The sequence below is a fragment of the Thermophagus sp. OGC60D27 genome, assembly GCF_052400625.1.
Taxonomy (GTDB): domain Bacteria; phylum Bacteroidota; class Bacteroidia; order Bacteroidales; family Marinilabiliaceae; genus Thermophagus.
Genome location: NZ_JBQTGH010000006.1, coordinates 264,439 through 279,919, shown reverse-complemented (window position 1 = coordinate 279,919; position 15,481 = coordinate 264,439). Strand labels below are relative to the sequence as shown.

Sequence of the window (15,481 nt, the reverse complement as noted above, 5' to 3'; positions counted from 1 at the left end):
CCATTCAAAAAGATTAAAAAATGGCAGGCAATACATTTGGAACTTTGTTTAAGCTGACTTCCTTTGGTGAATCCCATGGAAAGGGAATTGGCGGTATTATTGAAGGGGTCACACCCGGTTTGGTGCTTGATTTGGATTTTATTCAGCAGGAGTTGGACCGCCGACGACCCGGGCAATCCAATATTACCACTCCTCGAGATGAAAAAGATCGGGTGGAGTTTATTTCCGGAGTATTTGATGGAAAAGCAACAGGAACTCCCTTGGCTTTTGTTATCTGGAATAAGGATCAAAAATCAGCTGATTATGATAATCTTAAAGATTTATATCGACCTTCTCATGCCGATTATACCTATGATGCAAAATATGGTATAAGGGATCATCGGGGAGGTGGGCGTTCTTCCGCCAGAGAAACCATTGCAAGGGTTGTTGCCGGAGCCGTAGCCAAATTAATGTTGCGTGATGTCGGACTTGAAATTATCGCTTTTGTATCACAGGTGGGAGAAATTGCCTTAACAGGTATTCCTTCAAGCCTTTCGACCATTGAATCGACTCCGGTTCGGTGTCCTGATCCCAACACTGCTCAACGTATGATCGACTATATTAATGAAGTCAGGAAACAGCAGGATTCAGTAGGTGGTGTTGTTAGCTGTATAATTAAAAATGTACCTGCTGGTTTGGGAGATCCGGTTTTTGATAAGCTTCATGCCAAGCTGGGACAAGCAATGCTTTCTATTAATGCTGTGAAGGGATTTGAATATGGAATGGGGTTTCAGGCTGCGTCCATGCGTGGATCGCAGCATAATGATGAATTTTTTTCGCATGAAGGAAAAATCAGAACTAAAACCAACCGTTCGGGAGGTATTCAGGGAGGCATCTCAAATGGTGAAGATATTGTTTTTAGGGTCGCTTTTAAACCGGTGGCAACCATCCTGAAAGATCAATTTACAGTGGATAAACAGGGTAATGAAGCAATTATGAAAGCCCGAGGGCGGCATGATCCCTGTGTTGTGCCTCGTGCTGTGCCTATCGTGGAAGCAATGGCTGCGATGGTCATCGCCGATGCCTGGTTGATGAATAAAACGTATCAATAATTTCAAATTATAGAATAAAAAGAAGATAGAATTTTGGGTTATTAAGATGAATGAAACGAGCATGACCAACTAAATTTGTCACAACAAGAAAACGTATAAATAGTGGTCATACGAGTTCCATCCAACAAATAACGTAGATAAAAGTTGTAGGAATGGAAGAGGAGGTCTCTGTTCGAAGTTGTTTTTGATTCCGATTTTAACACTTCATAATAAATAGGATGCTTAAGAACTTACCGCTGCACTGGAAAATTATCATCGGACTTATTTTGGGTATTATATGGGCTGTGCTAAGCAGCTGGTTTGGGTGGACACATTTTACGGAAAGTTGGATTGCCCCATGGGGGCGGATATTCATAAGTCTTCTCAAGCTTATTGCCGTTCCCCTAGTTTTATTTTCCATAATGGGGGGAATAGTAAGTCTGGGGAATCCTAAAGATTTGGGAAGGTTGGGAGGGAAAACTCTACTTCTCTATTTGGCCACCACCACTATCTCTGTTTCCGTAGGTTTGTTGCTGGTCAACGTTGTTTCTCCCGGAAAAACGATGGATGAAAATGCTCGTGTTGAAAACAGGTTGGGATACGAGTTATGGCTCATTGATCAGGGGCAAGCCCCCAATGATGGCCGTTGGTTATCACAGGATTCGGTATATGCAGAAGTGTTGCAACAAGTAGCTTCACGACGAGGATTTGAAGAGAGTGATGAAGTCAGAAACCAACTGGAGTCAGCACAGAAAGCCGAAGCGGAAGGTCCGTTGGTTTTTCTGGAAAAGATGGTGCCCGACAATCTTTTCCTAAGTCTGGGTGATAACAGAAATATGCTTCAGGTTATTTTTTTCGGAATATTCTTTGGGATTGCTATTCTATTTGTAGAAAAGGATAGTGTAACCCAATTGAAAGGCATTTTGGATGCCATAGCGGAAGTGTTTTTAAAGATGGTGGATTTGATTATGAAAGCCGCACCATTTTTTGTCTTCGCTCTTATGGCCGGGATGGTGAATCAAATGGCCGGAGATAATCCTGCTCGTGTTCTGGAGCTGTTTAAAGGCCTTACCTGGTATGTTTTGGTGGTTGTTGCGGGGTTGCTGATTATGGCGTTTATAGTTTATCCTGCCTTTATGGGATTGTTTGTAAGAGGACTTTCTTTTAAAGATTTTTTAAAAGGAATTAGTCCTGCCCAAATGTTGGCTTTTACAACCAGTAGTAGCGCCGCCACCTTGCCGGTCACCATAGAATGTGTAGAGGAGAATCTTAAGGTTGATAAACGGATCTCTAGTTTTGTGTTACCTATAGGCGCTACCGTCAACATGGACGGAACAAGCCTTTATCAGGCAGTTGCAGTGATTTTTTTAGCGCAAATGCACATGGTGGATCTTAATCTGGGGCAGCAATTGACGGTTGTCTTAACTGCAACTCTTGCAAGTATTGGAGCTGCTGCTATTCCCGGGGCCGGTGTGATTATGCTTATGGTGGTGTTAAGTTCCGTTGGATTGAATCCTGCATGGATTGGAATCATTTTGCCGGTTGATCGAATATTGGATATGTTGCGAACGGTGGTTAATGTTACCGGAGATGCAACGGTCTGTTCGTTGGTTGATAAAACTACACACTTTGATCATCAAAATGCCTTGTCGGACGAAAAAGTGAAATAATGCAAGTTTTTATTCTACGAAAGGCGTATTAACATGTCTTTGGTAATTTCATTGATTTATTTGTCTGAGGCCAATAAACACTATCTGCCTGATTAATATTTAGTAGTTCTACGAATCCCGGATTTGGCTTTATTTTTTTCGGCATTTCTTGAAAAATAACATGGAAATTTAACGGCATTTTTATAAAAAAAGCATATTTTTGTGCCCGAATTAAGAAGCATTGGAGCTTCGGGGTGTAGCGCAGCCCGGTAGCGCGCGTCGTTCGGGACGACGAAGTCGTGGGTTCGAATCCCGCCACCCCGACAATTTTTAATAACTATCTTGCTTACAGTGTGTTGTAAGTGTATTGGAAATTGAATTACCTGCCTTTTTGTCTTTGCATTGATTTTAAGGATTTTAAGCGTTGGCGGACGCATAAACAAAAAATCAAATGAGAAGAAAAAAGATGGTAATCCTGCCGAAGCTTCATGCTCCGGCAGGCAAAAAATGGTTTGTTTACTTTTCCGTTAGGGATCCGCGTTCTGACAAAATGGTCCGCTTTAAACGCAGTGGAAAGTTAAACAGTATCAAATCAGCAAAAGCGAGACGAGCAGAGGCGGAAAGACTTATTGAAGAGTATAGGCAAAAGTTACTTTCAGGATGGACGCCTTTTGTTGACGAGACTGAGGTCATATACGAAGATTCACTTCAATACAAAGGATTGTCCGATATCTATTCAAAGCGCAGATCTTCAAATCGAACTCTCAATTATTATTCAAACAAGTTTCTTGAAAGCATCAAAGGTAAGGTAAAACCGGCTACACTGCAGAGCTATACCAGCAAGGTTAGGACTTTTAATGCTTGGGTAGATGCAAGGGGGGAATCTGGAAACGATATTTCAGCCATATCAAATAAATTAATAATAGAGTTCTTTCGGTTTCTGATTGACGAACGTCAATTGTCTGGAAACAGTATTGGTAAGTATAAACAGATTTTATTTTCTCTCTTTGAATTTGTTATAACAAATGAGGATTTAAGAATAAATCCGGTTTACAATATTCCGGAATGCAACAGGATTAATGATGAAGCTCCTCGACCGGTTTTTAGTTCCGACATTGAGGCGTTTAAAAAAATAATTCCAGAGGCAGATCCGCAGCTTTGGATGGCTATTGAATTTGAGTTTTATTGCTATTTACGCCCAGGAAGAGAATTGAGGCTACTTAAAATTGATGACATAGATTTTGCCAGGGGATTAATTTTTATTGACCGGAATCATTTCAAAACAAGAAGGGAAAATGTAAAAGAAATTCCGAGACACTTCCTGGCTAAATTACGGAATACATATAAGCTTCATACTTTCCCTCGGCATTATTATGTGTTTGGCAAAAACGGCATGCCCGGACCGCAGCATTTGGGTAAAAATAATTTAAGATACAGGTTTAATAAATTTAGAGACGCCCTTCAAATGCCACGCGAGTACAAATTATACAGTTGGAAACATACCGGCGGAACATTGGCCAGCGAAAGCGGTATTCCGGTTAAAGATATTTCGGACCAAATGGGACATACAAGTCTGAGTACAACTTCTGCTTATTTGAAACGCAAAGGGGGCAGGAGGATAACTTCGATACGAGACCATTACCCAGAATTATAACGCATAAAAAAAGGAGTGTGGCGGCACTCCTTTTTTTATGCGTTGGCGGACGCTCCGATTAATCACCATCGGCATAATTGCGCAGATGCCTGGGTAATTTTAGGTCTTCAATTTCTCTAATAAATAATGACAAACGACTTGCAATGTCATCGATGCGTTCTTTGGAAGGCGGTTCGGGTGTCATATCGCCGCGGTCGGAGAGAAGAAGGAATAAAAGAACCTCTGAGATGTTTTGCTGCACTCTTGACAAGTAATCGTCTTCCTGGAACGACTTCATTCTTTCAATCATCTCAGTTGTTAATTTGCAGCCATTTACTTCAATATGGTCGGAGTTATGTTGAATTTTTGCATTCATGACTCACCTCCTTCCTCGGCATATTCGGGAAAGGGGATAGTAAACTGCCGTTTTTCGTTTAACCATTCATGAAAACTTATTCTGCGTACCTCTTCCAGTGCTTCATTGGCTTTTTTTAGTTCTTCTTTGGCATGGTTAAACTCGGCTCGTATTTTTTTTACGCGTTCCAGGTGGGCATCTATGGCCTTTTGTCTTTGTTCCAGGAACTCGTTTTGAGCAGCAAAGTGGTTATACAGGGCATCGTAACATGCCAATTTGTATTTGGTAACAGTTTCGCGGGCCTCGGGCCTTACGTTTTTGGGGTTGATGGTAAACAACCATCCAAATACATATTTGAAGGGTATGGTTACCATTTTGTAGGTTTTTCCATCCGATCCAGTTGCGGTGCTCAGCACCGTAACTGAACTTAGAATTTCATCTTTTTGAAGTTTCTGTCTTTGGCTATCGATATCTATTCCCAAAGCCTCACAAATAGGTTTAATGGCTACCCGTTTTTCGCCATTTTCAATTACAACGATTTTTACATCGTTTACTTTTGCCACCACCGTAGAAGTGGCTTCATGTACTTGTTTTCTCATGGTGTTAATGCATTTAAATTATAGATACAGAAAAGCGGCGTATCTGACCCGCTGCATTAACACCAATTAAGGGGCTTGGAATGGCCATTACAACCAATCCACGGGAGATACGCCGCCGTATCTTGCCAATTACATCATAATAATGTAATGACTATAAAAATATCATTAATTTAAAAGAACGTTGCCAATTTTTGGATATAAAAAAACCACTATCGGCAAGACAGTGGGCATCTCTGCCCCCTAATTGAATTGTTAATGCATTACAAAAGTACGAATGATTTTTTAAAATGCAAAAAAATGATTTGATGTTATGGCATTATTCGGGTAATTACAACAATTTAAGCCTGTTTTAATAGGTTAGTTTTATGTTTTTGAATTTTACATTCTCGCCTTTCATCGCTTTAAAACAAATGGCAGTTACCAAAGCATCATTGGCAGCATCGTGCATTTTGGGTAATTTCTTAAGCTTCCAATCGCCTGTTACAAATTGATATAATTCCTCCAGTTTCGGGTATTTATACCCTCTTCCGAAATCGCTTGGTATTTTGCAATACTTAGTACCCTCAATCATTGTGCAGTGTATTTTTTTTATGTAAACAATGCTTTGACCGTAAGCATGACGTTTAAATTCCGATTCCATTACAGAGACATCAAACACGGCATTGTGACAAACAACCGTGCTGCATTTATCCAAATCTTCAATAAATATTGGAAAAACTTCATTTACTGACTTCCCTTCAGCCATGGCTTTTTCGTGAGTAATACCATGGACTTTTGCCGCTTCTTCAGGGATTTTAAATTTATGTGGTTTAATAATGTGAGATTCCTGTTTTATGATAGCTAATTCAGCATCCAATAATATCCAGGATACTTGAACAGCTCTAGGCCATGCTCTGGTATTTGATGCTTTGGCTTGTCTGAATCGTGGTAAACCTGATGTTTCTACGTCAAAAATAAAATATTCAGGTTCCCCGGTTTTGGAATCGGTAATCAGAGTAGTTGATGGTTTTACTTTATTAGTGCTTCGAGATTTAGGTTTAGTTAATTTGTTGATTATCATTATTAATAAGATTATGGAAAATGCTAATAAAAACAACATAGAGCGATAATTTTTTGCAACAGCCTCTTTAAAACTGTTGATGAGTAAATATCAAATAGGGAAGAGTTAAGGAGTGAAAGATTGGGATAACCGATTATATGGTTTTAAAATTCAAAAACAAAAGTAGCACCGTATTGTGTTGGTTTAATAGAAGCTCTTTTTAGCCATTTTTCAGCAGATAATGATAGTGTCCAGCTAATAAAGCCAAATGCACCACCAACTCCAGAAAGAAAAACACCGGTATCTTCTTCCATGCTTAAGCCTATTAATACCAATGAAAAGCCTGTATATCCGACAATTCTGGAAGCCTTTCGTAATCGGTGAAACTTGTTAATACAAAAATTAGTGTGTGCCAACTGTGCGGCAAGTTGCTGGGTGCTATATTCACCATTAACGGTGTATGACACCCCGTGCTTTTCGTACTGTACATCGGGCAATTCTTTGAACTGACTAAAGGCTGTCGAGCCCATCATCACAAGGAATAGGATTAAAAATAAATGTTTCATAATAACAATTTTTAAGTGAATGATGGGATAAATTTAAAAAAGATTCTTTTTTTCCCTTTTATTTCACTTTGCCAATTGTCCCCCTTAAATCATCTTCATTAGTTTGCCGTTTAAGTGTGTTGTAATTAATAACAGCCTGGCGATTTCGTGGATCGGACATAAAAGCCTTTAATTCTCTCATATCTTTTGCCATTTGCTTCATTGCTGCAATTGTTTCTGTATCGCTGACTGTTATAGTTGTTTGGGCTGAGGGAGTTTCTATTGCCGGAGCTATATTGGTATATCCGCCTTTTTCGAAAGCCGGAACACTTTTTTTGATTTCATCCACATTAGGCTGTGCCGGTGCAAAGATGCTTGACGGCACTTTTCTTTGTCGAATATCTTCCAACATTCGGATAATGGGACCCGTGTAAGGGTCCATAAGCATGTCGTTGCTGGCTATCCACTCTCTTCCTTTTTCACCCGCTCTGTAAATTCTGTCACCTCGTGTATATCCGCCTTCGGCATACTCGGGAAGCGGCTCGCTGGCTATTGCTGCAATTTGAGCGGCTCCGGCCGCACCCACTAAAATTGAAAGAGGGATGTTTGGCAAAGCTTCAACCACGGCAGCTGCCGTATTTATTGTAGCTTCGAAAATGCGAAGCCTTTTTTCTCGTTCGGCTTGTTTGGCAGCCATTTCCTCCCGCTTTTCTTCCAAATTGGCGTCTAAATTGGCAACCCTGGCATTATATTGTTCCTGGCTTATTAATCCTTCTTCAAGACGATCGTTTAAAAGTTGTTTTTGTGCGTCAATGTTTTCTTCATATTGATTAAAAGCCTGTTGTTCTTTGTTGCTTTGAATTTGATTTATGCTGCTCCAAATACTGCCAATTTGGTCGATGTATTGCATGGCAGTTCTCAAATTATTATGAAGCTCTTCCCATTTATCGGGCGTTTGTCCAAGTGCATCTCTACCATCTTCATCCAAAGCATCAATTTCCTCTTGCATTTTTTTATATAACTCTTCTGTGGCAAGCCCGGCTTTTTCTGCTTCTTCGATGACAGTTGTAAACTTTTTCCGGATAGCGGCTTCTTCTTTTTCTTTTCCTTCCAGTAACAATTCCTGTATTTTTTCTTCCAGCTCACGCCTGGAATCGAGCCTCTTCTTGTTCCATTTTTCCTCGTGTGCAGCTATTTCTTTCTGTTTGAGTTCGGTTACGTCTTTTTTATAATCCTCCCAAAATTCATGCTGTTCTGCCTCTTCTTGTAATTCATTGTATTTTTCTTCAATTAATGCACGTTCACGCTCCTGTTCGCTCATGGCATCGAGCTCAAGTTCACGGCGAATTTTCTTTATCTCTTCTGCCAGTTGTTCTTCAAGCTCTCTTTTTCTTTCATATAGTGCTTTTAATTCGATTTCTTCCTGTTCATCTGTAGATGTTTTATCATCACCAAATGTGTTATTATTGGCTTCATTAGTCACTTCTTCTATTTGTTGATTTAGGCCAAGAATTTCTCTTAATTGAGCTACTCTTTCAGAATAATTTGCCGTTTTTTCTTCAAGCTCATTTCTTTCTTTAATGGCATTGTTTAACCATGTTCTGTAAGTTAACAATTTTTCAAGGTCTTTTTGCTCCTTGGTCCTCGTGTCCCTTGTTTGTGTAGAACCCCCATAGGAAGTATATGAAGTTCTTTCTCCAGCAATACCGGCTTCTTCCTGAAGTTTGACTTCTTCCTTTAATTTATCTATAATTTTATTTAGCTTTTCCTCACGTGTCCCTTCCGATAAGGCAATTTCCTGGTTAATTTTAACCATTTCTGTTTGTATCCTCAGCCATTGTTTAGCTTCAGATACTCGTGCCTGGGCAAGTTCTGCCATTGCTTTTTCTTCTTCTTCCTGAAGGTTGGCAATTATAATTCTATTAGTTAATTCTTTATTATAAGCTTTGATGTTTTCCTGCAGTTTGCTATAGTTTAGGTTTTCAGCTTCCAATCCTTTGACAATTGTAGGTGAAATATCTCTTAATTTTTCCAATAATTTTCGTCTTTCTTCAGTTGTTGTATTAGCATCGGTTAATCGTGATGCAAGAATATTCACCTCTTTTTGTTCTTCTCTAATTTTCTTTTCGATTCCGGTCTTTGTCCATGCCGTAAATACATCTACAACCTTGCTTGCCCCTCTGACAATGCTGGCAAGGAACCCGGTGAAATTTGAATTTTGACTAATTCCGAGGATAAGTGCGTTTACTTTATTTAAAAATTTTGTCCAGGCACCGGAAAGGTTGTTAGTTTGTTTAATTTGTTGTTCGTAAGCAACGGATGTTCCTGTTACCGATTTTGTGTAGCGCTCAACCATATCGGCATTTTCTGTCAGAATTTTCGCTGCTACTACATTTTCTTTTCCAAAACGTTCAGTCATTTCGGCAGAAGAAAGGTTCTGTTCTGCTAAATTTTTGAGAGCGGTACTTAATCCGACAACAGCCGGGTTTGTGTCATCAGCACCCTTCTGAAGTTCAAGAAGTACGTTTCTTAAATTTGTACCAGCTTCCGACCCAACAATACCTTTTTCGGCCAATGTTTCAATTAACCCAACACTTTCTTCTACACTAATATTGGCACTATTGGCCACTGTTCCAAATTTCAAAATAGCAGATGTTATATCCGGGATTGCAGCAGCACCCTCTTTGGAACCTGCCGCTAAGACATTAATAAGCTTTGCTGATTCACTTGCGGGCAAAGAAAATTGATTCATAGCCTGGGTTAAGGCTTTTGAGGCCTCAGGCATCGAAAGACCTGCTGCCTCGGCAAGCACAATGGTTTGTTCCGTTACTTCGGCAAGTGCTTCTTTATTTTTTAACAAATCAGGTTTTGCAGAACCAATAAGCTCCATGGCTTTAACAACCTGTGTCGCACTTTGAGTAGAGGCTTGCCCTAATCTTATCGCTTCGTCTGAATAAAAGGACAAATCTCTGCCAGTTGCCCCTGTAATAGAAGACAGGGAGGAAAGGGCATCTTCAAATTCTCTTGATTTTTTTGTTATAGTTCCAAAAACTTTAGCAACGGCGGTTCCAATTGCAGCAACAGCAATAGTTTTAAATGCCTTGACCTTATCGCTTAATAATCCCCATCGTGTTGTTGTTCCATAAATTTCTTGTTTGTGTTGCTTTAATGTTGCATCTAATTCTTTTATTTTTTTGCCGGTATTGACGTACTCTGTGCTGCCAATTGTCATTTTCTTTTGGGCTGCAATTAGTTTTTGCATTTCATTTTCAATGCCGGCTATACTGTTTTTATTTCCTATAAAACTGGACTTGTCACTTTCAGCTTGTTTGAGTTTTTCAGAGAGCTCGTGATATTCTTTTAATTTTTTGTTATATCGTTCCGACCCAACCTCTAAACTTTCTAAAGATTTTCTTGTTTCTTCAAGTCTTTTTTTATAATCACCAATTGAATTTTTGGCATAATGCCATTGTTCACCCGTTTTGTATAAACTGTCTCTATGTTTTTTTAAAATGGCATTTAACTGGATTATTTTTTGGCCAGTCTTATTATATTTTTCGCTACCAACAACCATATTATTTTGAGAAGCGATAAGTTTTCGCATCTCTTTGCGTATCGAAGCGACATTATTTTGAACTTCTTTACCATTAATGTAAAGGTTTATCCTTCGAGTGTAGGTTGCATCTTTTCCGCTTTTAGCCATGATTTTAAGGATATGTAATTATTTAATTTTCAAATGTGCTAAATTGATTGCTGCTTTATCGGCTTTATGTTTTGCCACTATATCAGCGAGTTCTGAAGTTGTTTTGTCAACAGTACTGTTAAACCAGTCTTTTGGTTCTCGGTTAATGGTGCCACCGGTGAGTGTCACTGTTTTGTTGTTTTTTATTCCTCTTACAACACGGCCGTTTTGCATTACGTGTCCGCGGCCAACGCCTTTGGCAAAGAAAATACCGTATCTGGGGAATTTGTATGAGATACTTTCTATTTCTCCGTCAGGTTTTCGATAATTGGCCCCAATCTTCTTGGCTAAACTTCCCGTACCTTTTGTGGCCATACTTTTTACATTGCTCTTCAATAGGGATTTTACCTTATCACCCCATTGTTTTACTTCGCGGTTAAAATCGTCAATGCCTTTATAAATAACCTCTACATCCATTTTTATTCTTTTGAGTTTCTAACAATTATTATTTCGGCTTCTTTAATGTTTCCGTAAACATCGATGATAAATGAAGCTTGTTTCGGAAGGCAAGTCGTTCCTTTGTAAGCAATCCATCTTGGTTGCGGGTTTTGACTGTTTGTTGGCCGGTTCATTTGCATTATTTCAAGCATTTCCCAGATACCGATACCACCCAACGGCACGGTTATTTCTTCTTTATCCTCCTGCCATTTGGCAAATGGTGAAACAAATTCATCGAGCGAATTGGTTTTATTAAAGTTGAAGCTTGCATTCCGGAAATCGTACGGTATTGAATCTTCATGGTAGTGAAGCGACACACTTCTTGATATAGGCGCTTTATTGTCGGACTTATGTGAATAAAAACCAAGGAAAATAGGAATTTCGTCTGCCTCTTCCACATTATAAGGGCTGCTTCCAATACCTGGCAAATAGGGCATAACATCGAAAGCAGGCTCGGGAATTTGAACAAAGGGATCACTTATCTGTGAAATGGAAACAAATGATTTGTTGCCGGTATATCTAAACATATTTGATGTTTGTTGCGGCTCCCTTATGGTTATATATCTGGCCGTAAACTGTCCGCCTTCGTGCCTGGAAACATTTAAATTAACTCCTTTATAATACAGCGAAAAAAACACACTGTAGTATAAATTGTAGGTGTTTGTGTAAGGTGTTTTTTGAGGATTGACATGGAAATAATGATCCCACCATGAAGGGTCGGCCGTTCCTTCATCTGTAGTAGCTGTCCAGGAATATTCCACACCGCCATACGTAAAAGCAAAAATATCGCCTTCCACGGGATTGCTTTTCAATACAATCATTATTCCGGAAGGAATGTCTTTAACTTCCTTGCGGAACCAGGTCATTCGTACCGGAGCGATTTCAAGTTTCACATCTGTCACGTCATCACCTTCCGCATCTTCGTTGTATATGTTATTCAGATGGGAAACATTTTCAAACTCGACTGCATTGCCTGATATTTTGCTTTTGTAAACAGCATCCTCTTTTGTTGCGAGAGCATATATATCTTCTTTGTAGTATAGTTCTGAGAGCTGATAACCGAATTCTTTAATCCAGTAGAAATTGTTGCTTTCAGCTTCTTCCGAAAAGGATAACTTAACCGGTGTGCTGTCTTTTAATTCGCTCTCGGTTTCCAAAGCCAGGACAAATTTGTTGATATCATAAGCCTTATTCCTGTCTTTCAGAATTGAATTTAGGGTAACAAGTTCCACTATTTTGTTGGCGGAATCGAAAAAAATGGTTGCACCAAAGGCGTTTCGCAGGTCGTTTAAGAACGTTAAAACTTCGATATCCGGCATGTGTTTATTGTACACCACATCGGTATATTCATTTATTCGTGGATATTTTTTTCTTATTTCAACATAGGAACCTGAAAGAATTCTTGGAACATTATGCAATGGCGGATCATGGGTGTCATCGTAGTACCATGAATAATATTCACTTTTTGTCTCGAGCAGTTTAATTTGAAGCTGAATGAGGTCACCTTGATAGGCATAAAATGAAGTTTCAACCTCGGCCGATTGGTTTACTTCTTCTTGAGGTACCCATGTTGTTTGAACAGTGTGTTGAACATTTCCGTTTTTGAGTACCTGTAATTCGCTTATGTATTCCATGTTTGGGATCTGAAGGTAGCCCATGGCATCGTTGGCCATGTCTATTATTCCGGAAACAGAATAAATGCCGTCTTCCGGGACCAAAAAGCCGTAACTGTCATAACATCTGTCAACATCCTCGAGTACTCTGTTAAATCGCATTATTGCAGTGGCATTTTCCGAAGCTGAGATGTTGTTATAAGAATCATCGGAAAAGCTAATCCTTAAAAGGTGATCCAAGAACTCTTTGTCGATTGATACATTGTTGTGAACGAGCAGTTGGTTAAACATTGACTCGTCAAGAAGATTGCCTTTTAGCCGCCATTTTTTTAACTCAAGGGCGAGTATTAATGCATCTTTTACAAAAAACTGAGGACACAGTGTGTTGAAATGTTTTCCATCTTCATTTTCGATGAATTTTTCGTTTAAGTAATCCCAATTATTAAGTATCCCAAGAAAATTTGAATTATATTTTCCTTCACCTACATTATTTAATTCTCCGTAAAATTCTGGTGCATAAATGGCCGGGAAGCGGAATGGTGCCTCAATATTGCCGTTGTTTATTTCTTTGGCGTTTAGTATTCTTTCTTCCTGGCTGCTTCCAAGAGAGAAAGAACCATCGCAATCATTCATGTTAATGCCGTCAAAGTCAACTCCAAAATCATTTAAAACAACGGAAACCCGGTATTGTATTTCACGGGCATAAGACAGTGTCAATTTACCTTTAGCAATGGGGATGCCGTTTATTTTTATAGATGCATCGTACAGCCTAATTTTCCCCCGAACATTGACATAATTAGCATAGTTGAATATTTTTTCATTGGTTGGAGTAACGGGCACATCAAAATGCCAAACAACTCCGGATTGTATACCTTCGTAGTCAAAGTATGGGAAGTTTTCTTCCACCCTTATTTCTGTATCTCCATAAAGGTCAATGGCCTGATTGTCTACAATAATTTGGAGCATGGGTCAACGGTCAAAAATTCATGGTTAAAACTTCTGTTTTTGTTTTCTTGGGTTTCTTTTGTTTACCCCCGTAATAGGTGATAGGGGTTTTCATATTTAATTTTTCGCTCATTCTTATTAATAATTAAGTGAAAGTATAGTATCTATTAATTTTTTGAATGGTTGCCTCAAATGGCATTTCATTTCTGTATTTTTCACACTGATTAATTAGAACGGATGAGCCCGAAAACACCACAAATTTTTCATTTTGATTTTCAGTATATGAAAATTGAATTGTAAGGCATTTATCTGAGCTTCCTTTTTTGAATTTGCTTTCTTTTATTCTATAATCGTAGACAATAATTGGAATGTTTAGCAGCTTCTCAATTTGTATTTTGTCACCAGTGAATGCTGTATCTTCTTGGGCAAAGTCTGAAAATTTTTTCATTGCTGAAAAAACTGATTTGCAATTGTTTTACACTCTATTCTATATGACTGATATTCGTTGTATTCGTCAATATGCTCCTGTTCCCCGTCCTGATAATTATTGATTAATGCCAATTCTTTGTCAGTAGTGTATTTACGACGAATCAAGGCTGTAATTAACGAATCCCGGTTGTTGTCGCAAACAACAAATTCATATTCAAAAATGGTTCCGTCATCTGTGTCTATTTCTTGAACGTTGAAATTGAATCTCTTTTGTTTCCCCAAATCTTCAATATCCGGAGGTCTTTTAGTTGCTTGTGCTTTCATTAAAATATTTATTTTTTAGGTTAAAACAATTTGCATGTTTCATCCATCCTGTATAGCTCGGAATAGCTTTTTTATTGCCTTCTTTTAGGGCTTTAATCATATTCAATTTTATTCTTTTCCTTAACAACGTATAGCCATGGAAAAATCTATATCCCAAAAAATCAATGCCGCGAGCATCTACCGGAAAAACTTGATAATTTGATTTCACAGACAACTTCAGTCTATCATTTAGATACTCCCTCATTTTCTTAAAACATTCGTGTAAAAACTGCTTTTCTGATGCTAACACTACAATATCATCACAATATCTGAAGTAGTATCTTATTTTAAGAACCTCTTTGCAATAGTGGTCAAATCCTGATAGATACAAATTTCCGAACATTTGACTCAATAAATTGCCAATTGGCAAGCCTTTTTCTTTGTCAATAATTTCATCCAGTAACCACAGTAGGTCGTGGTCCTTAACTTTCTTTCTTATTATTTGTTTGAGAATTGTATTATTTACAGATGGATAGAATTTTTTGATATCTAATTTTAAACAAAATCGTGTATTGTTGAAGTCTTTTAATGCCCTTTTTATACGAGCAACACCTTTGTGTATGCCCCGTCCTTTGATAGAAGAATATGTGTCATATATCAAAGTTCTTACCCAAATTGGTTCCATAATGTTCATTATAGCGTGATGAATTATTCTATCAGGATAATAAGGTAGTTTATAAATTTCTCTGATTTTCTCTCCGCATTTTTTTGTAATTATTTCATAGTCCGAACATTTATAATTTTTGTTTATAAGGCAATCCATTATATCAGTGATACATTTATCGATGTTTTGGTTGACATATTTAACCTCCCTATAATGGGACTTGCCTTTTCTTGCTTTAATATGTGCTGCAAGGATGTTTTCTTTTGTTACAATTTTTTCAAATAAGTTTCCGTATCTCTTCATGATTTGCTTTTATAAACTTGGAGCTTTCGCGATAGCTACCAGCACCATTTGTTGTGCTTTTGTTTTTTGCCAAGTGGCACGGTTAAAAGACAAGGGCTTTTTTGTATAAAAGCTAAGGTGAGCCCCGATATTCCAATTCGCCTTGCTCGAATCG

At 38.5% G+C, this 15,481-nt stretch carries 13 protein-coding genes and 1 tRNA gene; 4 read left to right on the top strand and 10 right to left on the bottom strand.

The features are described 5' to 3' along the window. Nucleotides 1-20: 20 nt before the first annotated feature. The 4 genes from aroC (at nt 21) to ACT29H_RS09505 (ending at nt 4,373) form a co-directional block, all read left to right on the top strand. A complete protein-coding gene (aroC, locus tag ACT29H_RS09520) occupies nt 21-1,091 on the top strand; it encodes a chorismate synthase (RefSeq protein ID WP_444821390.1) in 1,071 nt (356 codons plus the stop codon). A gap of 218 nt (nt 1,092-1,309) precedes the next feature. Beyond that, on the top strand, nt 1,310-2,740 hold the full coding sequence (locus tag ACT29H_RS09515; RefSeq protein ID WP_444821389.1) for a dicarboxylate/amino acid:cation symporter: 1,431 nt from the start codon (nt 1,310-1,312) through the stop codon (nt 2,738-2,740). Nucleotides 2,741-2,969: 229 nt separating this feature from the next. Further along, nucleotides 2,970-3,043, top strand: a tRNA-Pro gene (locus tag ACT29H_RS09510). Nucleotides 3,044-3,170: 127 nt separating this feature from the next. Continuing rightward, complete coding sequence (locus tag ACT29H_RS09505; RefSeq protein WP_444821388.1) at nt 3,171-4,373, top strand: tyrosine-type recombinase/integrase; 1,203 nt, start codon at nt 3,171-3,173, stop codon at nt 4,371-4,373. 58 nt (nt 4,374-4,431) lie between these two features. On the opposite strand, the gene ACT29H_RS09500 is transcribed toward ACT29H_RS09505, so the two are convergent. From ACT29H_RS09500 to ACT29H_RS09455, 10 genes are all read right to left on the bottom strand, one after another. Beyond that, complete coding sequence (locus ACT29H_RS09500) at nt 4,432-4,728, bottom strand: hypothetical protein (protein WP_444821387.1); 297 nt, start codon at nt 4,726-4,728, stop codon at nt 4,432-4,434. Beyond that, nucleotides 4,725-5,306 carry a phage antirepressor N-terminal domain-containing protein gene (locus ACT29H_RS09495; RefSeq protein ID WP_444821386.1) on the bottom strand — a complete coding sequence of 194 codons (582 nt, stop codon included), beginning with the start codon at nt 5,304-5,306 and terminating at the stop codon, nt 4,725-4,727. Before ACT29H_RS09495 ends, ACT29H_RS09500 begins: the two co-directional genes overlap by 4 nt. 349 nt (nt 5,307-5,655) lie before the next feature. Further along, nucleotides 5,656-6,405 carry a 3'-5' exonuclease gene (locus ACT29H_RS09490; protein WP_444821385.1) on the bottom strand — a complete coding sequence of 250 codons (750 nt, stop codon included), beginning with the start codon at nt 6,403-6,405 and terminating at the stop codon, nt 5,656-5,658. 104 nt (nt 6,406-6,509) lie between these two features. Then, a complete protein-coding gene (locus tag ACT29H_RS09485; protein ID WP_444821384.1) occupies nt 6,510-6,911 on the bottom strand; it encodes a hypothetical protein in 402 nt (133 codons plus the stop codon). A gap of 58 nt (nt 6,912-6,969) precedes the next feature. Next, nucleotides 6,970-10,593, bottom strand: coding sequence for a phage tail tape measure protein (locus ACT29H_RS09480; RefSeq protein WP_444821383.1), 3,624 nt, complete (start codon nt 10,591-10,593; stop codon nt 6,970-6,972). An 18-nt stretch (nt 10,594-10,611) separates the two neighbouring features. After that, nucleotides 10,612-11,049 carry a hypothetical protein gene (locus tag ACT29H_RS09475; protein WP_444821382.1) on the bottom strand — a complete coding sequence of 146 codons (438 nt, stop codon included), beginning with the start codon at nt 11,047-11,049 and terminating at the stop codon, nt 10,612-10,614. Nucleotides 11,050-11,051: 2 nt separating this feature from the next. After that, nucleotides 11,052-13,649, bottom strand: coding sequence for a hypothetical protein (locus ACT29H_RS09470; protein ID WP_444821381.1), 2,598 nt, complete (start codon nt 13,647-13,649; stop codon nt 11,052-11,054). 124 nt (nt 13,650-13,773) lie between these two features. Further along, nucleotides 13,774-14,076: a hypothetical protein gene (locus ACT29H_RS09465; RefSeq protein ID WP_444821380.1), complete on the bottom strand. Its 303-nt coding sequence runs from the start codon at nt 14,074-14,076 to the stop codon at nt 13,774-13,776. After that, nucleotides 14,073-14,381: a hypothetical protein gene (locus ACT29H_RS09460; protein ID WP_444821379.1), complete on the bottom strand. Its 309-nt coding sequence runs from the start codon at nt 14,379-14,381 to the stop codon at nt 14,073-14,075. The genes ACT29H_RS09465 and ACT29H_RS09460 overlap by 4 nt, the downstream gene beginning before the upstream one ends. Then, nucleotides 14,362-15,327: a reverse transcriptase domain-containing protein gene (locus ACT29H_RS09455; protein ID WP_444821378.1), complete on the bottom strand. Its 966-nt coding sequence runs from the start codon at nt 15,325-15,327 to the stop codon at nt 14,362-14,364. Before ACT29H_RS09455 ends, ACT29H_RS09460 begins: the two co-directional genes overlap by 20 nt. Between the last annotated feature and the right edge of the window lie 154 nt (nt 15,328-15,481).